A 22,820-nucleotide genomic window follows, 5' to 3' on the forward strand; every position below is an offset into this window, starting at 1 on the left:
TTAACCAATGTAAATGAGTGAGGAGTAATCATTAACTCCTCACTCAATTTAGCTACCTAGAAAACTAAGCTCCAACTGCTTCTTTCGCGGCATATAGTACCTCAGCCGAGATATCTTTAATACCGCGATCGCGAGCAAATTTTTCGGTATTTCGCTTCACTTTACCGCGCACAAAACCAGGGATTTTGTTCAATTCAGCTGAACCATCTTTTGTCCAATTGAGGTCAGATCCAGCCGAAATTCCTTTGGTAATTACTTCTTTGGTATCATGTCCGCCGAAGATTTCTAATAGATGATCTTCCATTCCTAAAGTGAAGGAATTGTAGATTAAATCTGTAATTTGATTCGTACCTTCGTAACCCAAGAATGGTTTGTAACCAATGGGGAAGTTTTGGACATGAATGGGTGCAGCAATCACACCGCAAGGAATATCCAAACGCTTACCCACGTGGCGTTCCATTTGTGTACCGAAAATGGCGGAGGGTTCAGCGCGAGCGATCGCATCCCCAATTTCGCCATGATCTTCCGTAATCAGCACTTCGTCGCAATATTCGCTTACCTGTTCGCGAAACCAATCAGCATCATACTTACAGTATGTTCCCGCCAAAACTACACGAATCCCCATTTCCCGTGACAAAATCTTGGTCAGAGCGGCGGCATGGGTGTTGTCACCAAAGACCACGGCTTTTTTACCAGTCAAGTTTTGACAGTCGATGGAACGGGAGAACCAAGCAGCTTGCGAGACATACAGGGTTTGCTCGTTGATGTACTCTTCGTAGTCAACGTTTGCACCTTGCTCGTTAACTATCTGCTGAATTTTACGGATACATCTAGCAGTTTCTACAACACCCATTGGCGCGATATCTACGTAGGGTGTACCGAATTCTGCTTGTAGGTAATTAGCAGTCATTGGCCCTAATTCCCGGTAAGGGATGAGGTTAAACCAAGCTCTAGGTAAGTTCTTCAATTCATGGACTGATGCACTTTCAGGAAGGATGGCGTTTACCTCAATTCCCAAATCAGCCATCAGCCTTTTGAGTTCGGTGCAGTCGTGGTTATTATGGAAACCAAGGGTAGAAATTCCAATGATGTTAACGGAGGGCTTTTCTGTCTTAGCCGTTGGTAGTTCTCCTTTTTTGCGGGCTTTCTCAATGTAGAACTGCACAATTTGGTGCAGAGTGCGATCGGCTGCTTGTAGTTCGTTGAAACGGTAGTGATTTACATCCGCCAGCATCACATCCCCTTTGGCTTCTATCTGCGCCCGTTCGACAAAGTTTCCTAGGTCTTCTTGCAGAATACTAGAGGTGCAGGTGGGAGTTAAGACAATTAAATCTGGACGTTCTTCTGTGTCTTTACGGGTAATATTATCTACCACCTTTTCTTGAGAACCACGCGCCAACACGTTGCGGTCAACTACACTGGTTGTCACTGGGGTAAAGTCTCTTTCCCGCGATAGCATGGAGCGCATGACGTTAAAGTAGTCATCACCCAGAGGTGCGTGCATGATGGCGTGGACATTTTTAAATGAAGTGGCGACTCGCAGAGTGCCGATGTGGGCTGGGCCAGCATACATCCAGTAAGCTAATTTCATTAATATGTTCTCCCTCGTAAACTTAAATAAATCGGAACGGGACTATAAGTGCTTGATGAGTAAATTGATGCTGATTGATTGTCCCAAAACTGGAAGCATTGATGAAGTGGGGTGTTTGGGGGTTTTTCTGGTGTGGCGATCGCTCAAAACTACTTCCTGATTATGATTCAGGTTGTGCTGGAAACAACTTCAGGCTTTTTAAATTACATGAATCTTAAAGTTCGGCAAGTTTTGTTATCAATTGGGATGGATAGGTATTAATTACTTTTTTTGAACGCAAAGAGGCGCGGAGGGACACGGAGGTTTTAATTGGAGAGATTTATTGAGCTTTTTTTAATTTACTTTGGGGCTTTGATTTCGGTGAATAATTGTATGGCTTGATAAAACTGCCGACTTCAGCCGACTGACAAACGTTGGTGCGATCGCTTAGGCTATTGGGCATAGAGTTAGAAATTAAAGTATAAAAATTATGCTTAACACTCTCAGCCCACTGACAGCAGACTTGGCAGGTCAAAGCTACACCAGTCCTGATTACTGGCAAACACAGCGTCGTATTAATTCCCTAATAGATAACTATCTTGCAGTTGAACAACTACACGACCGCCTGCAAGATTTACCGATACAATTTGCCAATCCCCAACCGCGTCCCTGGAAACCCATTGATTGGCAAACCATCAACCGTGATCAAATTATTGGTATAGAGCCAGAGGTATTTATATCCATCTTGATAGGTGCAATGGATACAGAAGCCCCCATTCGCGGCTACACCCAAACCAGCCGACAGTATTTAGAAAAATTGCATCCCCAAATGGCGCGGTTTGTCGGTGGAACAGTCCGTGAAGATGGCGAACTCCAAGAACTAGGCTTGTGGGAAAAAGAAGAACGTCAACACACACCTGCATTAATCAAAGTTTACACCCAACTAACAGGCGAAAAAATCATCCCCAAACACCGCACAGTTAGAGGCTACCTCCCTACAGATAACCATCAAGAAGACTTATATCGCCACGGTTTACACCGAGTAGCTACAGAATACGGTGCAACCTGCCTTTACCTATGGCTGATGGCGCACACAACCGGCGCACTCCAAGACGTTCTAGAAGAACTCACAAAAGACGAAATCAACCACATGGCAAAATTCTGGGGTTTTGGAGTCTGGGCGTACCCCGACAACGGACTAATCCGCATCACCAACACCCTCATCAAAACCCGCTCCCAAACCTGTCAACGTAACAACCTCATGCGAACCCTCCGCCGCATGATGAATACACTCAACTGGAACGCCTGGACTCTCACCAACAAAACCACTCTCCTCCTCACCTTTAGCTACACCATGCACCGCCTCTGGAAATGGAACAACACCCTCACCCCACAATATTTAAATAACTTACTAGGAAGCAAATAACCCTTTCGCGCTCTTCTTTGCGCTGTTCTGCCTTGCAGTATGCGCGAACCTCTCATACACTCATTCACCAAGCCCAAAACCCATGACTCCCTTACCCCCAGACTTAGACACCCAAAAAATCCCCCAACACATAGCCATTATCATGGATGTTGACACTCCCCCGTTTATAAAACGGGAGATTCTTGGGTCAAAAGGGAGCTATTGCTTAACCCCTCGCCAAGCATCTTGACCGTATCCTACGGCTGCAAGTCCACGCTGCATCACCACCATAGCAGCAGCAACGTCTCTATCTGTCTGAAATCCGCATTCACTGCAATAATGCACCCGCTCAGATAGCTCTTTCTTTCCTGTGTGGTGATTGCAGTTGGGACAGATTTGACTAGTCCCATCAGGGTTAACTTTGGCGAAGTACACCCGTGCTTCCAACACAGCCATTCTAAGATTGAGAGAAACTCACCAAAGCCTGCATCTAGGGTGTGTTTTGAAAACATACCTTTAGCCCATGCTTTAAAGTTCAAATCTTCGGCAAATATCATAGAGATGTATTTCACCGATATTCTTTGGCCTGATTTTGATAGAGAAGCATTTCATCAAGCCTTATTGAACTATCAAAAACGCGATCGCCGTTTCGGTCAAGTTAAAGCTTTAATCTCAGCCTAATACCAATTCGTAATTCGTGAGATATAAATACTTGGTATAAGACTGTGGTGCTAGACTTTAAATCAGAGTCAGGAGCAAGCCCAATGTTTCAAGCTTTACCAAAAACCCTAACTTTTGCAGAATTCCTGAATTGGAAGCCAGACGGCGGATGTTATGAACTACATGATGGGATGATTGTTGAAATGCAGCCAGTAGGAGATCATGAAGAGATTAATGGTTTTTTAGCTGGTGAAGTAACTTTCGAGTTTAAACGATTAAAACTGCCTTACATCATACCCAAACAAGCACTCGTCAAAATTCCTGATAAAGAGTCTGGTTATTCACCTGATGTAATAGTGATTAATCAAAAGCATCTTTCATTAGAACCGATGTGGAAAAAGTCTTCAACAGTGACTCAAGCTGCATCTGTTATTTTAGTTATTGAAGTTGTCAGTAGCAACTGGAAAGATGATTATGCACACAAGTTGGTTGACTATGAAACTTTTGGTGTTCCTGAATATTGGGTTGTTGACTATTTAGCTTTGGGTGGTAGACGGTACATAGGTAATCCCAAACAACCGACTATTTCTATTTATTATTTACTAGAGGATGAGTATCAAGTTAACCAATTTCGAGGCAGCGATCGCATTGTATCACCGACATTTCCAGCATTGAATTTGACTGCTGAACAGATTTTTCAAGCTGGGCGATCGTTAATTGAGTGAAATCCAAGCATACCAATAATTTTCGATATTATGTTAAATTTTGATGTTGGGTTTCCTTACGTCAAACGCCACTCGCCCCAAGCCGGGAGACCCGTCCAAGGCGGTGGCTTCCCAACTTACGCTTCTACTCAGGTAAATTAATCGCCGGATTGCGGCTAAAAAATCCTCTAGGAGATAGCTTAAACCCTAGTTTGTGAAGAGGCATTACAGGCCAATCTTCTGGTTTAGGTACATGAGTAATACCCATTGTGTACCACAACACAACATCTTCACCAGTCAAAGATTCATTGTCAGCAATATATTTTGGTAAACCTTCACCCGGTGCAGCTTGATTGGGATAATCACCGCCGGCATATAATTCATTAGGCTGATATTTTGTTACCCAAAAATGATGGCTAGCGAACTCAGCTTTTTGACGAATTTTTGCCCCTTCCACGGGAAATAATATAGTATTACTTCCTGGCATTAGCATATATGCAGGTGGCGCACCCAAAGTATTCTTTTTCTCTGCACTCGCAATCATCCATTCCCGACTGTGTTTGATATCTGCATCACGCACAGCCGCTTTTTCTGTTGTTAATGGGGTATCTTCTACAACAATGGCATTTCCTAAAGGGTTATTCTTACCTATTGGTAAACTGTTGACGTTCATTTCCATCACAGAATTAGCTTGTCCATCAACATCCATATCTAGGCGGTAGTTGAAAAAGTGCTGGTGATTTACCCCAAAGGTATTTTTTGCCAACATCCGGCCATAGGAATTCTTAAACGTCTCTTGTTCAGCAGCCGTTCCCTGTGCCAAAACAATCCCTGATAAATCGTTTTCTACTTCTATAGTTCCGTCTTGGTGAAAAATCCAGTTGATGTTGTAATCATAGTTGTCAATTGCCGCCGTCATGCTCATGACTAATTCGCGATCGCGGCGCACATCATTACGCTGGGTACTATACTCGTAGTGTTTCCAAAGTATACCGCGATCGCGCTCGTAAATACCTGCGACTCCCGGCATGGTGTAAGGTTCGCCCTCTTCATTGGCAAACACCGCATCAAGTAAAATCCCATTCTCTGGGACTTCCTTCCCTAATTCCATTGTATTGGCGAGTAACCCTAAATTATATTCCCCCACATCAAAAGCATTTCTAAATGACCAAGTAGGGTTAGGATCGCCATAGGGTACGACCATCTCCGATAAACTGGCGCGGTATAATATGGGACGCTCATTTTCACCGTCGTTATAGCTGACTTGATACAGCACCAATCCACTGCGGGGGTGCATCATGTAGCGAAACTTCCAACCTTGCCAAGTAATTTCATTCCCCTTGATTTGGAAAGTTGTGCCATTAGGTTGGAGAATTTTTAACAGTTTTGGCGGTGAAAGTAGTTTAACCAAAGACTGTAAATCATAGTTCCAATTAGTTTTAGATATGGGAACTATGGCGTTATCTGTAAAATAGGTGACTGTGTTTGTGTTTAAATTGACCGTGGCTAGTACCCCTTCAATGGGACTGCCGTAATAATTCCAGCCGGGTTTGTAATAAAATAGAGTCCGACACAGACGGCTACCTGTTGCGGTTTCTTCTGGGCTTAAAATTCCCGCAGCCCAGCAGCTAATTTGCACTTTGTCAAAATCTTTAATTCCCCGCTTTTGCATAGCTTTCTGCCATCGGGGGTCAGATTTGACTACCTGCCGAGCAATTTCGTATTCTGATGCTATGATAGCAGGCTGCACATTGGGTATTTTTTGCCAAGATACAATTTTTTGAGTCTTGAGATCAACAATACCCTCATAGGTTTTATTTTGCTTTCGCTCATAGACTACCAAAAAAGCTTGGCGTGGAAATATTTGTCCTGGTGTAAATTTCAGAACTTCGGTTTTATCTGGTTCAGCTAAGGTAATCAGTGGAAAAGCAGCCATATCAGTCAAAGGCTTTTCTTTTCTAATTACTGCTACAGCTGTTTTAATTTCTGCTGCTGTTAACGCTGTCAGAGGATGGGTAATATTTGGCTGTTGAGCTGCAACTATCCCCATTAATTTTAGTGAGAGAGCAAAGCAAAGAATAATGGTAGTAAGTAAACCAAAAAATAATCTGAGCCGCTTAATCATGCTTGAGTATTGAGAAACAACTGGATTGTTATTTATTTCCAGAAATCAGATAAAAAACAGAATTAAACGTAAATTATACTGTTTATATACCAAAGAAACTGGTAAGTATACTCTTCACCTTGTGGCAGCATATGGTAAAAATGCTCTCAAAAATCCAGAAGTAAGAAAATTTAGCCCTTGATTTCTGACTAAGAGTTGCCACAACTTAATGAGATCAATAGTTTTGAGAGCCAATGAGGAGTATCTCTATTGCACCGTCGCGGCTATTGCTTTCGCTCATCGGCGGCTCTCAACCCCTGCTCAAATTCGTCAATAGCTTGAATTGAATCCGAGATTGTCAGACATTGCTCTAGCAAAGAAATGTCTAATTCTGGCAGTATCTCACTTTTAGGGATTGCTTCATACCCATAAGTATCAGGGTAAACAGTAGCAAGCTCAGTCTGGGAATTGTCCCGTAAATGGTATAACTTAAAATGGTTGCTCTCCCAAAACCAGACTTCTGCAACTCCTAATCTGCGGTAGATTTCCAGTTTGCTTACACTACCACTTGTCAAAACTACTTCTATAGCTAAATCTGGTACTTTTTTCTCTTCACCTATGCAGTAACACTCGTCTGGTTCTGCACCAGCTTTTTTTGCTTTGTTTTTAAAAGTAGAACTTCCCATAGGTACAAACCGAATGCGCTTGCTGTAGAAAAAACGCTCTAACAGCATCCCTAAATTCGTTTTGATTTTTTCATGTCTGATTGATGGCGACACGATCTCTAAGATTCCATCTAAATAATTAACACGGTAATGAGAGTTGTTTTCTAGTTTCGTCAGTAGCGATTCATAGCTTTCCCAACTCACACCACTACTGATAAACTTTTCTTCTCTTTCGTTACCATGACCCAATTCTGGCTCATCAATTAGTTCTTTAAGGCTGCTGACCATTGTCATCTTTCCTGTTCATTTTTGAGATAAAGGTGAGTTCTGCATTTATTTCATGCTGATTTCTCCATAACATCTGTTTAGATATTATCGCGAAATAAAGCGATCGCCCTAACTTCGACCGAGCAAGGAAGTTAAGCTACATTGGCGGCTTAAAGCCTTAACAGAGATTACTTTTAGAAATTCATTAAATTTTTTTCTTACCCATTTTTTACTGGATCTTAATTAAGAGCGATCGCCTTTACCAAATCAAAAGCGATCGCTCTTCTGGAACAAATCTAGGTTATTGTAACTGTTGAAGTATTAGTTTCTACTGATTACGCAGCTACCAAACGACGCAAAGATTCAGCACGACGTTTAGCTGTAGCATTGTTAGGTGCAAATTTGAGTGCTTCTTCGTACATTTGTAACGCCTGAGCATTCAACTTTTTGCGCTCGTAAGCATGACCCAGATTATTTAGTGCTACCACATAATCGGGTTGAAGTTTCAGGGCTTCTTTGTATTGACGAATTGCTAAGTCATATTGCTCTTGGACAAAATAAGCGTAACCTAGACCATTGTAGATAGGAGATGTATTTTCTTCACCCTCTTCTTCCGCAGCTTTGAGTGCTTTTTGAAACAATGGTATAGCCTGGGTAAACACTTTTTTCTCAGAATAAATACAGGCGAGTTCGTAGTATTCTTGAGCCGTACCCTTGTCTTTACTCAATTTATTTCGCAATCGAGATAAAGAACTTTCACGCTTACGCGTTTTGAACAACTGGCGGAGAACACTCACAACTGCAAATGCCAGTAAACCCACCAAAACAGAGAGATAAACGACCGCTAGATTGCTATCCATTGGCTTCAAATTAAAATATTAAAGTTGCTTCTTTATCTATTATCGGTCTTTCTGGGGCATGAGAAGGGATCAGGTGACAGGTGAGCCACGCGGTCTTGGGGGTTTCCCCCATGAGCGACTGGCGAACCCGAAGGGTGACAGGTGACAAGGAAGCTATTGACTATTGAATAATCCCCAATATTTGATGCGTTCTTTCAGCCAACCGTTGGCGATGTAACTAGCGATCGCTTCATTGACTTCTCTTCTAAATTCATCGTACTGCAATCCTTTGGGCATGACTACAGATAAGGGTGCGGTTGATAATTTTGTTGGTAATATGCGATATTTGGGGTTTTGTTGCACCCAACCACTCAAAACGCTAGAATCGGCAGCAAAGGCTATGACAGTATTATTTTCTATTTGTTTTTGCGCTTCTTTGTAGGAATTAACCCCAACTAAATCGGCATCAGGGATGTAGTAACGGACTTCGGCGATGGCGCTGGAGTGATTTAAAACGGCGATTTTTTGTTTTTTCAAATCTCTCAATTGCTGTATTGATGCGTCTTTGGTAACTAAGACAGTACCATCATAGTAGTAAGGAACACTAAAGCTTACCAAACGTGAGCGTGATTCTGTAGCTGTGACTCTAGCGATCGCCATATCTACTTTATGATCGAAGACTGCCGATAAGCGATCGCGGTTCATTACGGGTTTTAATTTCACAGCATCGGCTTTACCCAACAAATCAGCCGCTAAACGCTGCGCTAAGTCAATTTCTAAGCCTTGTAACTTCCCATTCCCATCTTTAAATCCCAAGGGTGGTAAGTTATCTTTAACGGCAACCGTTATGTAACCTCGCCGTTGGATTTCTGGCATTGGGGCGGCAGATGCAGCCAATCCTGACCCAAAAAATACGCAAAAAATGCAAATAATAGTCGCGGATAATACCAGATGTAACCGACTAATTATTTGCCATCTGTTACATCCGTTATTCATCCGTTTTCACCTTTAACCTTGAACTTGACTAGCTATTTCAATAACTTTACCGAAGCTAGCGGGATCGAGAACTGCCAATTGTGCCAACATTTTCCGGTTAAGTTGGATGTTAGCTTTTTTGAGGTTGCCGATCAAGCGACTGTAGCTTAAGCCATGTTGTCTAGAAGCAGCGTTAATCCGGGTAATCCACAGACTACGGAAATCGCGCTTTTTCTTTTTGCGATCGCGGTATGCACTCCGTAGTGCTTTCATTACCTGTTGGTTAGCGGTTCTAAACAGAGTTGAGTGAGAACCACGAAAACCTTTAGCTAGTTTGAGGATTTTATTGCGGCGTTTACGAGCAACGTTACCGCGCTTTACACGAGTCATATTTTATTCCTAAAGAATCTCACAAATTTACAAATAAGGCAGCATCAAGCGCACGTTTTCTTCGTCGCGTTCGTTCACAACGGCCATTTTGGAATATTGACGCTTTTTGTTGGTTGTCTTGTGTTCCAAAAGGTGGTTTTTAAAAGCTTTGCGGCGCACAATCTTACCGCTACCAGTGGCACGGAATCGTTTCGCAGCTGCTTTGCGTGTTTTAAGTTTTGGCATGGCTTGGCTTTAATTCGACACAATCCCTCATTATATACTAATGAAACCAAATTTAAAGCCCCAATAACACCTTACAACCCACAGCTACAAGCAATGGGGTCAATTTCCAGACCCGGCAATGATTATTTTTGACGATCACTAAGGATGCTAGGAACGGGACAGTTCACCCTGCGAGACGAATTTCCTGGTGGCGATCGCACGCAACGCAGGTTTTAGCACTCCCAGCAATGCAGAAGAAAGGGGAAAGACAGAACTTCATTTTTTAGGGACATAAATAGTTTACTTTCGATCTGAATTATGGTTGCTAATTTAGTGTATTGAAGTCCAACAAAATATATTTGAACTTATTTTAGTGACAAAAATAGTTTATTTTCGGCATTTAAAAAAATGTAACTAATAGTTTCATGATTTTACTTTATCTTAAAATTCAAAAAAGTGAAAAGACATATTTATCAATAGTCAATTCACAGTCATTTAATGTATTGTCATCAAAAAAAATGGAAATCAATCATAGAAATTTCAAAAATCAAATCGAAATTAATGATTTGATCGATGGTGCTATCAGTGATGCCCTAGCACGCAGAAGCGAAACCATAAATACAGATGAAAACTTATCAGACTTATCTGATGCAGTTGCGGAGAATGTTACAGGCGGGTTGATTCAACCTATTACGATCGCAGGCTATAAACCTATTGTGATTGCAGGCTACAAACCCATTTGTCCCCCAATCACCATCGGACTGATTGCCATCGATAACTTTAAGTAACCAATCCTCTTTGCCATGCAAGAGATTCCTGCTGCTAAAACTCCACTCTGTCCCAGTGCTAGACCAGAAATAAAAGACAGCGTAGTCTTTGGTTTGATTGGTGGCAAAGTTGCAGAACCCCGTGTAACTTATCTTAAACAGTCACTAGCTGTCACAGATGAATTGTTAGCGAAAGCTAGCCCCGTTACACCGACTGAAATTTTTCGCACCGCCGCCCCTTGTGTGGAAAAAGGTTGTCAGCATTTTGATGGTCAAGATTGCCGTTTAGCAACGCGAGTAGCTGAAAAATTACCTGCTGTAGTAGTAGAACTGCCTCCTTGTTCTATACGCAGAGATTGCCGTTGGTGGCAACAAGAAGGTAAGGCAGCTTGTATGCGTTGTCCACAAGTAATTACAGACAACTACAACCCATCGCAATTAATGCAAGCAGTTGCATCAACTGAAGTAAATACTTAATTCAGGAGCAAATAATGTCTTTTGAAAATGTTAGAGCTTTCTATGAAAGGCTAGCTAGTGATGAAGCCTTTCGCACCCAAATGCAACAAGTAGAAAACAAAGAAGAATGCAGCCAAATAGTCCAAGAAGCTGGTTTTGATTTTACACAAGTAGAGTTTGAAGAATACACCAGTCAATTATTAGAAGCAAACGCTGATGAAGGCGAAATCCGAGATTTAAATGATGAAGAACTAGAAGCTGTATTTGGCGGCGCTTCCTCCTTCATTGATAAAATCGGCGTTCAGCCACTGTATGGTGTGATTCTTTGGCCACCTATTAAATGGCCACCGATTCAACCCCAACCTTTGTATGGAGTTGTAGTTAACGACCAATTCTAGAGAGATTAAAAAAATTACAATTTCGGTTTTTGGGGACGGATAAACACAACCCGTCCCTGTTTCATAAGTTAAATAGGGGTGATAGTTCATGAGCGATCGCAGAATTAGCTATGCTGTTTGGGAAATCACATTAAAATGTAATCTTGCCTGTCAACATTGTGGTTCGCGTGCAGGGCATACCAGAACAAATGAACTTTCTACATCAGAAGCCCTGGATTTAGTCAAACAAATGGCAGATGTGGGCATCACCGAAGTCACCATTATTGGTGGTGAAGCCTTTCTGCGTCCAGATTGGTTGGAAATTGCCCAAGCCATTAATCAAGCTGGAATGCACTGTGGGATGACTACTGGCGGCTATGGCATCACCTTAGATACAGCGCAGAAGATGAAAGACGCTGGAATTAGAGTAGTTTCCGTTTCAGTTGATGGCTTAGAAGCAACTCACGACAGACTCCGAGGAAGACAAGGTTCATGGCAATGGGCATTTAAAACCATGAGTCACCTCAAGCAAGTAGGCATTCCTTTTGGTTGCAATACCCAAATTAATCGCCTCTCTGCACCAGAATTCCCTAGCATCTATGAACATATCCGCGATGCAGGTGTGTTTGCTTGGCAAATCCAGCTAACTGTACCAATGGGAAATGCCGCCGATAATAGCGAAATTCTGCTGCAACCATACGAATTATTAGATGTCTATCCGATGATTGCACGGGTGGCTCAACGAGCAAAACAGGAAGGTGTACAGCTTCAGGCTGGAAACAACATTGGTTATTTCGGCCCCTACGAGCGATTTTTGCGGGGCGGGAGTGCTTGGTCATTTTGGCAAGGATGCAATGCTGGGCTATCTACACTAGGAATTGAAGCGGATGGTGCGATTAAAGGTTGTCCGTCACTACCAACCTCTGCTTACACTGGTGGTAACATCCGCGACTACTCACTAAGAACAATCATCGAAGAAACAGAGGAATTACGGTTTAATTTAGGTGCTGGTACACCCAAAGGGATAGAACATTTGTGGGGTTTTTGCAAAACTTGCGAATTTGCTGAACTCTGTCGGGGTGGTTGCAGTTGGACTGCACACGTCTTTTTCGACAAACGCGGTAATAATCCCTATTGTCATCATCGCGCTTTAACACAAGCTAAACATAATATTCGGGAACGAGTATTTCTCCAGCGTCGCGCCGACGGACAACCCTTTGATAATGGTGAATTTGCTTTGATTGAAGAACCAATTAATGCACCTTGGCCAGAAAACGATCCATTGCACTTTACGGCTGATAAAATTCAATGGTCAGAAAGTTGGCAGGAAGTAGCATCATTAGTAACATTAAGTATTTAGCTAAACCAATTTTTCCCAATCAAAGCATAAATAAGAATGTCTATTAACCCCGATAATTCAACAGCATCAGCACCAGATATTTCTCAAACTCAAGTTGAACCTATCTTGCCTCGTTCAGCTTGGAATAGTCAATTAGCTTATTTAAAAGTTATGTTCAAAGCGAAGAAAGCTTTAGACCGCATAGAACAAGAAACAGGAAATGGAAAAAACATAAAACATATTGCAAGTAACTGAGATACACCCCACTAACTTGCAATATGCTGTAATTATTTTTAGGGTGCGTTATACTTTGGTAACAAACCCTAAGTATTTTTGAAAAATTAAATATTATTCCTGTATTTAGTTGTGTTTATTTACAGTGGGGTGTAAATATCTGTAGAGTTAGGATTCAAATATGGATATCGTAAATCCACATTTAATTTAGCAAATTGTTCGATAATTGTAGAGAGTTTTTCTTCTGGCGATCGCCGATTATTTTGTTGAGCAATTAGCAACCCATTAGCAACAATTTGACAGCGATTTGTCCCAAAGCTTTCTTGTTGTTCAAATTTAGTATCTGGCTCTTCAGCTAAACCAAGACCAGGGGCTAAATATTTGGTAAATAAAGGAATATTTTCCTGAAAATAGGCTTGATTTTCGTTATAAATATTTTGTAGAATTTGATATATATTTAGATAGTCATTCTGTCTAATATACAGTACACCAGCATCATATCTATCATAGCTAGAGTAACTGTAGGGAACTTTAAATGAAAAGTATATTTTTTGTTCATTTAATTGCTGAGTTAAAGCCTGCATCAGAGGAACAGCACCATCTGACGTAATGTTAAAGTAAATTCTGACTATTCTATAATTCTTATCTTCTTCATCTACAGGCACAACACCTGTATTACCTACTGCAATATAAAAGCCTTCTTGTACACAATTTTTAGGCATTTTAACAGCAACAATATCGCCTATAGCTACAGACTTTTCACTAGTTTTTAAATGAATCTCAGGATTAATATGTACAGTTAATTGCCCCCTATTAACTGCTATAGTGCCGTCTTTCTCTTGCTTTTTCACTACCCACTCTGGAGAAAAATAACCTTCACCTTGATTACTGGCGTGTAGTTGTTGAAATAGACTGACATCTATACCAATAAGGTTATCATTGTTCAGCTTTTGATTGTCTACTAATTCTGCTGTATTTGTTTGTAATTCAAGGGATTTAATCAGTGACCCGTTGTAGTAAACACCATATAAAAAGTTTCTGAGATGTTTTGCAATGTGTTTTTGCTGTACTTCCCAAGGTAACTTCTGGAAGCGACTTTTCATATCTATGGAAGTTTCCCAAGGCTGGTAATTTGGATGACGGATACACAACTCACAACCTAACTCTAGGTTAGTAGATATATCCTCAAGTGATGCTTGCAAATATTTGGGAATCTGGGACAAAATCTGGTTTGGATATTGAACAGCCGTCATTTTTATATCTCCAGTAAAACTACTCAACTAACTTTTACGCAGATACTGTGACCCCACCAAGTTCTTTTTCTGTCATCCCAAAGATACTGATTAATGAATCTTGGGGACGACATAATAAACTCTTAGCTACCTGGAGGCAATAAATATCACTATTTATTAATTTTTTATGATGTTCAATTTTTGCTTGAGTTTGGATAATTAATGAAAGACCAATAAACTGAATTAGCTTTTTAAAGAAATCGGGGAAATATTGAGTAATTTCTGGAAAGTATTGCAAGTATTCTCTGACAATTATCACAATAGATGGTCGGACATCTTCTAATTTAATTTCAGCAGAACTAACTGACTCTTCCATTTCTATAGAAGGGTCAATGATCATACTAGAAAGCCATAAAGTGATATAGTTAGTTATAAAACTAGCCAAATCAAACACCGGATCTCCCCAACTACTTCTTTCCCAATCTATGATTTTGGTAGCAGATTGTTTTTGTGCTTCATGAAAGGAAGTGATATTTTCCCAATCTTCATGTACTAGAATATTGGCAATATTCAAGTCGTTATGTACGACAGAACAAGCACGCCAAGAACTAATAGCCTCTAATCTTGCCTGTTCTAAGCTTTCGTAACGCTGGTAAAGACTAATAAATTTAATATAGTCAGGATGCATGATGCTGAGAATTTCTGGTGTAATTCTGCTTTGCAAAAACGTAAAAGCTGCGCCTTGCTTGTGCCAAAAGCTACCTGCTTGCGTAACATAGGTACATGCTGCTTCACAATTGAAAGTAGAACGATGAATTTGAGCAAGTATTGCAGCTACCCAGCCAGGAATTGTTAGGGGAAGAACTTTGCGCGATGGGCTACGCCCCGCCATAGGCGATCGCAAAATCCCGGTATATAGTTCCTGATAATTATCTAAATATTTGTAGATGGCAATAAAATTATCATGGTCATAAACAAGCATTTCTCTAATAAAAACTTGCAAAATATTTAACTGGGGAATATCTCCCATCATGCTTTGAAACTGCCATTCATTAAAAATTTCCTGTGATAATATACCTGAAAGTGTAGGACGTTCCTGCTTGACAATAAATTTACGTCCATCTTGTAAAGTAGCTATAATACTAAAGTTTTTTGTATTTAATTTGCCTACTTCTAAAGCCAATCCTGACAACTCTTGTTGTGCAAAAACACCTGAATTACTGAGATACTCAGTCACATTGTGATGACTTAATAAAAACATCACAGCCCCCAAATTAATTACAATTTATTAGTTAAAATTTTTCAAATTATTGGCAAAATACACTTGATTGGTGATGTTATTTCTATGTCGTTCCTCTGAGATAAAATAATCGGTAAATTAACAAAGAACCAATAGTTAAAATCAAGCCAAACCTTAAGAAAGTAGCAGGAGTACCAGTTGTAGTATTTAAATTGGGAAATGTAATCTCTGCCACAGCAATTATCAATAAAACAGAGGCGAGAATATACTCACCGTATACCAACAGTGCTAAACCCATTAATCCGAATAAATATGGCGTGATATTCATGGATAAACCTCATTAATTGATTTGATAAAAAGGTCAGGGTTTGATATAAACTTACTGACCTTAGATGTTAAATAAACTAGAGACAATTAATTAGTGGCTCAAGTGATATACCAATGCGCCAAAACCTGCACCAGCACCACCGATGACTAAAGTAGTCAAAAGATAAGCTCCCCAGGTAGCAGCAACAGGACTAGCACCACCAATTGCATCACGAAGTTCGTCGTTACCTAGTTCATCTAGGTAGCTTTCATTATCAAATAAAAGGCTGTATTCAGAAGTGAGATCGTTAATAGTAATTGCCATGTCTGTCTCCTTATTTATTGACTTAATGATTGGATATTAGTGCAGTGCGTAGTAGCTAATACCAGCACCAGCAGCAAAGGTGCTGAGAGCAAAACCAGTACCGAAAGTAGTTCCCCAAACGCTAACAGTACCTAGTGCGGTAGCGGTAAATGTAACAACAGGGGTAATACCTCCCACGGCTGCTGTTAAATCACGATCTTCTAAATCGTTGAGGAAACTTTCGGAGTCTACTAATAAATCAGAACCGGCAAATTTCAGTTCATTAATTGCGATTGATGCCATGATGAACTCTCCAAGTTACTATTAATGATTTATTGCAAATGCTAAAAACTTATTTGTTTTTCAGCACAATATATAAATATCAATATATTTCTGGATAGACAACACTTGAAAATCATGTTTTTGGACTTAAAAAATTCATTTACGGTCTAGTGAAAATTTGATTAAATCTAGCTGTAAATTCTAAATTTTCATAGCTATAAACCATGTAAAATATAGGCGATTAAGTTTGTAGTAAGGACTTTAGTCCTGAGTATTATTATTCTGACTCAGCAAGCTACTCAACGCCCCGCTATCGCTAGAAGCACTGAGTCAGTTAAAGGGACATAATAAATTTAGTTTTTTCCCAATCAATGTACCCAATTAAGAAAATTAACTATCTTGCAAGACCACTGTAACTGCAACTGACTCAACTTGTATTTTCAACCAATTAGAAAATAACTCCAATGTAATCATGTTGCGTAACTTATGATCTAATTCTGGGAGAATAATTTTTTCTACTAAAATTAAATGCATGCCTTTAGCAGTAAAAATGGGCTTAAGCAGTTGTGGTGGTTGAGAGGCAAAAATTGCCGCAGAAATTTCTGGTTTTAAATCCTTGCGTCTTAAAGCACCTTGATATCCCCCATGACGGCGTAATTCTTCATCTTGAATATACTTATGAGCGACATCATAAAAACTTGTTTCTCCTTCTTGAATGGCATAAAAAAGCTCAATGGCTAAATCCTCATCATCCAAGACAACTTCGTAGGCGATCGCACTGGTATAATCATTCTGATGCTCGAAAAAATAAGGCTCAACTTTATCTGTAAATAAATGCTCTGCTAACTTTGCTGAGAGTACGGAGAGATAAGCAATTTTTTCAAAATCATCTAGAGAAAGTCCATGTTTCTCTAACCAAGCCCATGTATGAGCAGCACTGTTTAATTTATTAGTTAATCTAATTTTGTCTGCTGTCTGTTGCAACTCCTGTGCATCAACTTCAATACCCAGTATCTGTGCTGTATTTTCTACAATTTTACGGACGGTAATTTCTTCCACTAGACTGGGAACTTTGCAAGATAGTTTAATTTGCTCAATGATATCTTCTTTGTTGATGTTAATCTCTTGTGGAATGCTAATAACTTGTGACATACTTCTTAACCAAAAACTAAACTATTTAAACAAAAAAATTACCCAACTTCTCTGCTACAATTTCATGCCGCCTTGTTGTAATTTCTTAAACGGATCTAGTAGAAAATCTATAATTCGGCGTTGTCTTACCACTACTTCTGCTATTGCTGTATCTCCAGGACGCAGAGGAATACACTGATTCGCTGTAGGCATACAATTTTGATTCAGTGTAATATCTAATTGATATGCAGCTACTTTGCCATTTGCTGTATCTAGTTCAAAAGTGGTAGGAGAAATTTTTAATAACTTGCCTTCTATAACTCCGTAATCTTGAAAAGGATAGGCATCGAATTTGAGTTTTACAGGTAATCCAGTTTTCAAAGAACCGCTCTCAGTAGTTGCCATCTGCGCTCTAATTACTAAAGGCGAATTGATGGGAGAAATTTCTGCTATCATTGCCCCTGGTTGCACTACAGAACCAGCCCGTTGAATTGGTAATTGGAAGACTGTACCATCTACTGGTGCTTTTAATTCTCTTTGCCTTAATTGGAATTTTAATCCATCTATTTGACTTTTATTTTGAGCTATTTCTGCTTTTAGAGCAGTAATTTCTCTATCTAAACCCTTGAGTTGTTCTTCACTTTTGAGAACGGCTAACTTTCCGGAATGATTTAAACTCTGAAAGCTACGTTCTTTCTCTTGAATTCGCAACTGTGACTGTTCAATATTAGCTTTGGCTTGTCGTATAGTCCTTTCATAGCTATTTTGTTGTTCAGCAAGCCTTAATTTTGATTGTTCAATATCTGATTTTGCCTGTTCTAGCAATTTTGTTCTTTCTTTAGCTATATCTTGCTTATCTACAAGGTTGATTTCTGGAACTACTCCTTCTTCCCAAGCTTGCTTGTAACGTTCTACTTCTCTGGTTGCACTATTTACACTAATTTCTACTAAATTCTGAGTGATGCGACTATGTTCAACAGCTTTTCGTGCCTGATCAACCTGTGCGAGTTTTTCTTCTTCTTGAAAATTAAATGAATTGATAATGGTCTTTAAGTTTTGTCTCTCTTGGTCAATTTGCGATTGTTTCTCTAATTCTTGAGCTTGATTCTGCTGACGCTGAATTGTCCAAGCTAAGACTAATTGATTTTTTAATAAATTTAGCTGTGATAGTTGGTTTAATTGTCCTTCTAGCTTAGTTTGTACCTGCTGTAATTCGGTATTAACTAATTCAGATTCTAATAATAGTAAAGTCTGTCCTGCCTTAACTGATTCCCCTTCTTTAACCAAAATTTTTTCCACAGTCCCCGCCACAGCCGCATCTAGTCTGACTGTTTTTCCTTCAGGTTCTAATCTGCCTCTGGCGGTACCGGTTTCATCGACTTGAGAAAACATTGCCCAAGGTAAAATAATAGAAATAAACACTACGAAAAAATACAACAGTCCTCTTGTCCAAGTCTGCGGTAAGCTATCTAGTAATTCTTTAGTGACGTTAGACCAATCATCATTAGATGTTGTAGGTTGTGATGATGTGTTCAATTGCTCATGAAGTTTCTCTTCATGCACTTGAGGGGGAACAAATCCATTTAATGTGTTAGGCATGACTTTGATTAATGTGTGGGATAAAAAGTTAGGATTAAATGCCAGGGTCTAATTGCTGTTGATTAAGATAAAAATAATGACCTCTTTTTCTCATTAACTCTTCGTGCGTTCCCTGTTCAATTAATAGACCTTTATCGAGAACTAAAATCAAATCTGCATTACGGACTGTGGAGAGACGATGAGCAATTACTAAGGTAGTCCGTCCCTTGAGTATTGTGTTGAAATTATGCTGAATAATTCTTTCGGATTCAGCATCTAAATGAGAAGTAGCTTCATCTAAAACTAGGAGTTTGGGATCACCTAATAAAGCCCTAGCGATCGCAAGTCGTTGGCGTTGTCCACCAGATAGCATTCCTCCACCTTCACCAATTTGCGTTTCATAGCCTAGAGGTAGCTTTTTAATAAATTCATCAGCACCGGCTAGTTTAGCGGCGGTAATGACTGATTCTAAAGTCGCACTTGGATCTCCCAGACTAATATTGTCTCTAATTGTGCCACCAAACAGAAATGTATCTTGGTCTACTACTCCTACTTGTTCCCGTAAAGAACGTAAGGAAATGCTAGTGATATCTTGACCATCAATCAAAACTTTGCCATCTGTAGGGGGATACAAGCCTAAAACTAACTTAGAAATTGTCGTTTTACCTGAACCACTACGCCCTACTAAGGCAACCATTTGACCTGGTTTAATTTCAAAACTGAGATTTTCTAAAATATTAATATCACTTTCTGGGTGATAGCGAAATGTGACATATTCAAAGCGAACATGACCCTTGATTTGTGGTAAAGATTGCCGTGATTGATTGTGTAAATCTTCTTCCGGTTCGGTGTCTAATACATCGTTAATCCGTTCTACAGCAATAGTTACTTCTTGAAATTCATTCCATAATACTATTAATCTTTGAAAGGGATTAATAATATTACCGAGGAGCATATTAAACGCTACTAATTGACCAATAGTTAACTCATTGTTAATTACTTGATGTGCGCCAAACCATAGTAAGGCTGTGCTAATTACGGCTTGAATAGCATTGCTGAAAATTTGTAAACGATTGCCGATTACTTGTCCAGAGAAACTGGTTTGGATTTCTTTATTTAATAAATCTTCCCAATGCCAACGTACTGTTTGTTCTACTGCTGTAGATTTAACTGTCCGCACACCAGATAAAACTTCGATGAGGTAACTACTTTCGTTAGCATAGGCATTGAATATTTCCCTGGATATTTTGCGTAAAAATGGTGTAGCAACCAATGCTAAAATAAAGAAAGGTGGCACAATTATTAATACTAATAATGCCATTTTCCAGCTATACCAAAACATCAATCCTACATAGATAAAAACTGTGATTAAATCTAGTAAAATTGATAAGGCTTCACCAGAAAGAAAGCGTTGAATTTTCCGGTTTTCTTGGACACGGGAGATAATATCCCCTACATAACGTGATTCAAAAAAGCTTAAGGGTAGGCGGAGGGTATGGCGAATAAATGCCACTATTAAAGCTGCATCTATTTTCTTGGCTGTATGGTCGAGTAAATATTGTCGCAGCCCCGTCATTGCTACACGAAATAAGCTAAAAATTAGCAATCCTAAGCCGACAGCAAATAAAGTTAACTCGGAACGTTGTACTACTACTCGGTCTAAAATTAATTGGGTGAATAAAGGGGTAATTAGACCAAATATTTGGATAAATATAGAAGCGATAAACACCTCTAACATCACTAAGCCATGAGGCTTAACTAATTCAAAGAATTGCCAAAAAGGTGTTGTTACTTCTTGAGTATCCTTTAAGAAAACTGTAGGTTGTAGTAGTAGTGTGTAACCAGTCCAATCTGCTTTAAATTCTTGATGGGTAAGGGTGCGTTGACCGATCGCCGGATCGGCGACAATGACGTGCTTGGGAGTGATCTGATAGACAACAATATAATGTTTACCTTCCCAATGGGCGATCGCAGGTAAGTTCTGTTTAGCTAATTGATCTAAACTGGCCTTGACTGGTCTTGTCGCAAAACCAATACTTTCAGCCGCCGTTGATAAACCCCGCAACGATGCGCCGTTCCGGTCAACATTGGCGATATCTCGCAAGCGGTTGACACTAAAACGTTTCCCCCAATACCGGGATACCATCACCAAGCAAGCCGCACCGCAATCTGATGCACTTTGTTGAGCAAAGAAAGGATAACGGTGAGTGACCTTTTGTAAGAGATGACCTACACGCTGGGTGGGGTGGGGAAAGTAGGCTTTGCTGATTGTCTTCGGCTTAGACTCTATAACTGGTGTTGATGGAGAATCAGTTTTGATTTCTGTTGTTTGAGAAGAATTCCCCAATAACCGATGACGCGCCTGTACTGTTGCTAACAAATGTTCTTTAATTGGGGGATACTGCTGCATCCAAGATGCAATCACCTCACTAGGAATGAAGCATAGTTGCAAATTGACACTCGCCCTCGCCCCATAAGACGGAAACGTCTTCTCTGGAAACAGGGTAAATTCTCCAAACGATTCTCCAGTTTCTAGTGTGGTGATTAATTCTCCAGCGTCATCTAATAAACGTACCTTACCAGCGATCGCAATATATATCCCAGCTTCAACATTCTCTCCTGTCCAAAACTTACCGACTTTCGGGTTGAGGAATTTAAATTTTGGGTAGCAGCGTTGAAATTCTGCTGGTGGTAGAGAGTAACCCAAAACATTGTTCAAAAGTTCTAGGGAAATCAACTGATCGGATAGTTTTTGCACCATGAATTTCTGACTCCGTACCTAATTTGGCTAAATTTATGGGGATCAATCCGTGATTTTCGGACAATTCTTCGGATTTCAGGTCGTGAATCAATATGCTGGAATTACTACGCCTTTCTGTTGTGTCTGTTTGGGCTTTATCGGTTTGTGGACGAGTCGATAATCCCATTTGTTTAAGTAGCCTTTTAATATGGCGATCGCTAATTTCAATCCCTAATTCTTTAGCTAAATGTTTCTGCAACCAGTTAGCCGTCCATCGTCTAAAAGAATAGCCATAATCGCGGGGACTATGACTAACCAATTCTTTTAAACGCTCTAAATATTTATCATTGACTGCTTTCGGACGACCAATAGGACAATCTTCCCATTGGTGTGCCATCCCAGTACGAGCAATGTGCATCCAGTGTCTGGCTGTGGCTGGACAACAACCTAAATTTTGACAAATTGTAGTTTGAGATTTACCCTGATCTGCTAGCAGCATAATTTCAATACGCTGACGGTAAGAATCAGCTAAATCTTCTTGTAAACTCTTCTCCAAAAGCCTACGTTGAAAGGGACTTAAAAATTTACCTGTGTGACTGTCTGCAATTTTTATTGGTGTTTTTACTGGCGATTGAGACATAATTTAGGTTACTGAACGCACTAAACTGTAAGCATCCCAATTAGTGACTGTCACTTAAGCGAGCAACAGTCAATTTTTGACAAAAAAATTAGACAATACACTTTTACGCGAGGTAAATCTTCGCATAATAAAACCTCGCATCCTATCTATTCCATAACCATTTATGGAATACAGTTAGTCAACCTTTGCGGTATCTATATTTTTTCCATTCAGTGTCAAAATTTATTTTCATAAAGTTTTTATTTTCAAACATTATTTATATTATTTTATATTTCGTTTCTATCAAGTTAAAGTTAGGTTAATAGTAGGTCAACATTAGGTTACAAAGTGATTTTCGTACATTCAATTATGATTATTAATCATTAAAAAATAATTAGGGGTTGCTGAAAAAGTGTTGGAAAGCCAGATTTT

The 22,820-nt window shown here is 39.8% G+C and carries 25 protein-coding genes and 1 pseudogene; 9 read left to right on the forward strand and 17 right to left on the reverse strand.

Annotated features, from left to right (window positions below):
- Positions 1 to 64: 64 nt before the first annotated feature.
- Positions 65 to 1,591, reverse strand: coding sequence for a ferredoxin:protochlorophyllide reductase (ATP-dependent) subunit B (gene bchB, locus VB693_RS09165; RefSeq protein ID WP_323265989.1), 1,527 nt, complete (start codon positions 1,589 to 1,591; stop codon positions 65 to 67).
- Positions 1,592 to 1,595: 4 nt separating this feature from the next.
- Between bchB and VB693_RS09170 the strand changes: the two genes are divergently transcribed.
- Complete coding sequence (locus VB693_RS09170) at positions 1,596 to 1,751, forward strand: hypothetical protein (protein ID WP_323265990.1); 156 nt, start codon at positions 1,596 to 1,598, stop codon at positions 1,749 to 1,751.
- Between the two features lie 309 nt (positions 1,752 to 2,060).
- Positions 2,061 to 2,996, forward strand: a complete 936-nt coding sequence (locus VB693_RS09175; protein WP_323265991.1) for a ferritin-like domain-containing protein — start codon at positions 2,061 to 2,063, stop codon at positions 2,994 to 2,996.
- Positions 2,997 to 3,194: 198 nt separating this feature from the next.
- Here VB693_RS09175 and VB693_RS09180 read toward each other — a convergent pair whose 3' ends face one another.
- Complete coding sequence (locus VB693_RS09180) at positions 3,195 to 3,431, reverse strand: zinc ribbon domain-containing protein (RefSeq protein ID WP_323265992.1); 237 nt, start codon at positions 3,429 to 3,431, stop codon at positions 3,195 to 3,197.
- A 102-nt stretch (positions 3,432 to 3,533) separates the two neighbouring features.
- Here VB693_RS09180 and VB693_RS09185 point away from each other — a divergent pair.
- Positions 3,534 to 3,656 (forward strand): annotated as a pseudogene (locus VB693_RS09185) (undecaprenyl diphosphate synthase family protein); the annotation flags it as partial.
- Positions 3,657 to 3,739: 83 nt separating this feature from the next.
- Entirely contained in the window at positions 3,740 to 4,360 is a 621-nt protein-coding gene (locus tag VB693_RS09190; protein ID WP_323265993.1) for a Uma2 family endonuclease, read from the forward strand.
- A 124-nt stretch (positions 4,361 to 4,484) separates the two neighbouring features.
- Here the strand turns inward: VB693_RS09190 and VB693_RS09195 are convergent, their stop codons facing one another.
- The 6 genes from VB693_RS09195 to rpmI all read right to left on the reverse strand — a co-directional run bounded on the left by VB693_RS09195 (position 4,485) and on the right by rpmI (position 9,804).
- Positions 4,485 to 6,464 carry a primary-amine oxidase gene (locus tag VB693_RS09195; RefSeq protein ID WP_323265994.1) on the reverse strand — a complete coding sequence of 660 codons (1,980 nt, stop codon included), beginning with the start codon at positions 6,462 to 6,464 and terminating at the stop codon, positions 4,485 to 4,487.
- A 263-nt stretch (positions 6,465 to 6,727) separates the two neighbouring features.
- Positions 6,728 to 7,396 (reverse strand): Uma2 family endonuclease, encoded by a 669-nt coding sequence (locus VB693_RS09200; protein ID WP_323265995.1) that lies wholly within the window; start codon positions 7,394 to 7,396, stop codon positions 6,728 to 6,730.
- 314 nt (positions 7,397 to 7,710) lie between these two features.
- Complete coding sequence (locus VB693_RS09205) at positions 7,711 to 8,235, reverse strand: tetratricopeptide repeat protein (RefSeq protein ID WP_323265996.1); 525 nt, start codon at positions 8,233 to 8,235, stop codon at positions 7,711 to 7,713.
- A 153-nt stretch (positions 8,236 to 8,388) separates the two neighbouring features.
- A complete protein-coding gene (locus tag VB693_RS09210) occupies positions 8,389 to 9,210 on the reverse strand; it encodes a transporter substrate-binding domain-containing protein (RefSeq protein WP_323265997.1) in 822 nt (273 codons plus the stop codon).
- 12 nt (positions 9,211 to 9,222) lie between these two features.
- Positions 9,223 to 9,579 (reverse strand): 50S ribosomal protein L20, encoded by a 357-nt coding sequence (gene rplT / locus VB693_RS09215; protein WP_323265998.1) that lies wholly within the window; start codon positions 9,577 to 9,579, stop codon positions 9,223 to 9,225.
- A 27-nt stretch (positions 9,580 to 9,606) separates the two neighbouring features.
- Positions 9,607 to 9,804 carry a 50S ribosomal protein L35 gene (gene rpmI, locus VB693_RS09220; protein ID WP_190697063.1) on the reverse strand — a complete coding sequence of 66 codons (198 nt, stop codon included), beginning with the start codon at positions 9,802 to 9,804 and terminating at the stop codon, positions 9,607 to 9,609.
- Positions 9,805 to 10,301: 497 nt separating this feature from the next.
- On the opposite strand from rpmI, the gene VB693_RS09225 reads away from it, so the two are divergent.
- The 5 genes from VB693_RS09225 (at position 10,302) to VB693_RS09245 (ending at position 12,977) form a co-directional block, all read left to right on the forward strand.
- Positions 10,302 to 10,571: a hypothetical protein gene (locus tag VB693_RS09225; protein WP_323265999.1), complete on the forward strand. Its 270-nt coding sequence runs from the start codon at positions 10,302 to 10,304 to the stop codon at positions 10,569 to 10,571.
- 15 nt (positions 10,572 to 10,586) lie between these two features.
- Positions 10,587 to 11,027, forward strand: a complete 441-nt coding sequence (locus VB693_RS09230) for a nitrogen fixation protein (RefSeq protein WP_323266000.1) — start codon at positions 10,587 to 10,589, stop codon at positions 11,025 to 11,027.
- Positions 11,028 to 11,041: 14 nt separating this feature from the next.
- Positions 11,042 to 11,404 carry a Nif11-like leader peptide family natural product precursor gene (locus VB693_RS09235; protein WP_323266001.1) on the forward strand — a complete coding sequence of 121 codons (363 nt, stop codon included), beginning with the start codon at positions 11,042 to 11,044 and terminating at the stop codon, positions 11,402 to 11,404.
- Positions 11,405 to 11,492: 88 nt separating this feature from the next.
- On the forward strand, positions 11,493 to 12,743 hold the full coding sequence (locus VB693_RS09240; RefSeq protein ID WP_323266002.1) for a nif11-class peptide radical SAM maturase 3: 1,251 nt from the start codon (positions 11,493 to 11,495) through the stop codon (positions 12,741 to 12,743).
- Positions 12,744 to 12,779: 36 nt separating this feature from the next.
- Entirely contained in the window at positions 12,780 to 12,977 is a 198-nt protein-coding gene (locus tag VB693_RS09245; protein WP_323266003.1) for a hypothetical protein, read from the forward strand.
- A 119-nt stretch (positions 12,978 to 13,096) separates the two neighbouring features.
- Here VB693_RS09245 and VB693_RS09250 read toward each other — a convergent pair whose 3' ends face one another.
- From VB693_RS09250 to VB693_RS09290, 9 genes are all read right to left on the reverse strand, one after another.
- Complete coding sequence (locus tag VB693_RS09250; RefSeq protein ID WP_323266004.1) at positions 13,097 to 14,209, reverse strand: T3SS effector HopA1 family protein; 1,113 nt, start codon at positions 14,207 to 14,209, stop codon at positions 13,097 to 13,099.
- A 34-nt stretch (positions 14,210 to 14,243) separates the two neighbouring features.
- Positions 14,244 to 15,449, reverse strand: coding sequence for a phosphotransferase (locus VB693_RS09255; protein ID WP_323266005.1), 1,206 nt, complete (start codon positions 15,447 to 15,449; stop codon positions 14,244 to 14,246).
- Between the two features lie 82 nt (positions 15,450 to 15,531).
- Positions 15,532 to 15,756: a hypothetical protein gene (locus VB693_RS09260; protein WP_323266006.1), complete on the reverse strand. Its 225-nt coding sequence runs from the start codon at positions 15,754 to 15,756 to the stop codon at positions 15,532 to 15,534.
- A gap of 90 nt (positions 15,757 to 15,846) precedes the next feature.
- Positions 15,847 to 16,059, reverse strand: a complete 213-nt coding sequence (locus tag VB693_RS09265; RefSeq protein ID WP_323266007.1) for a hypothetical protein — start codon at positions 16,057 to 16,059, stop codon at positions 15,847 to 15,849.
- Positions 16,060 to 16,095: 36 nt separating this feature from the next.
- Complete coding sequence (locus VB693_RS09270) at positions 16,096 to 16,341, reverse strand: hypothetical protein (RefSeq protein WP_323266008.1); 246 nt, start codon at positions 16,339 to 16,341, stop codon at positions 16,096 to 16,098.
- Between the two features lie 369 nt (positions 16,342 to 16,710).
- Positions 16,711 to 17,454, reverse strand: coding sequence for a peptidylprolyl isomerase (locus tag VB693_RS09275; RefSeq protein WP_416233376.1), 744 nt, complete (start codon positions 17,452 to 17,454; stop codon positions 16,711 to 16,713).
- 72 nt (positions 17,455 to 17,526) lie between these two features.
- On the reverse strand, positions 17,527 to 19,050 hold the full coding sequence (locus VB693_RS09280) for an HlyD family efflux transporter periplasmic adaptor subunit (protein WP_323266010.1): 1,524 nt from the start codon (positions 19,048 to 19,050) through the stop codon (positions 17,527 to 17,529).
- A gap of 34 nt (positions 19,051 to 19,084) precedes the next feature.
- Positions 19,085 to 21,790, reverse strand: coding sequence for a peptidase domain-containing ABC transporter (locus VB693_RS09285; RefSeq protein ID WP_323266011.1), 2,706 nt, complete (start codon positions 21,788 to 21,790; stop codon positions 19,085 to 19,087).
- Entirely contained in the window at positions 21,684 to 22,409 is a 726-nt protein-coding gene (locus VB693_RS09290) for a helix-turn-helix domain-containing protein (RefSeq protein WP_323266012.1), read from the reverse strand. The genes VB693_RS09285 and VB693_RS09290 overlap by 107 nt, the downstream gene beginning before the upstream one ends.
- Positions 22,410 to 22,820: the final 411 nt, after the last annotated feature.

It is taken from the genome of Anabaena sp. UHCC 0399, from assembly GCF_034931465.1.
Taxonomy (GTDB): domain Bacteria; phylum Cyanobacteriota; class Cyanobacteriia; order Cyanobacteriales; family Nostocaceae; genus Trichormus; species Trichormus minutissimus.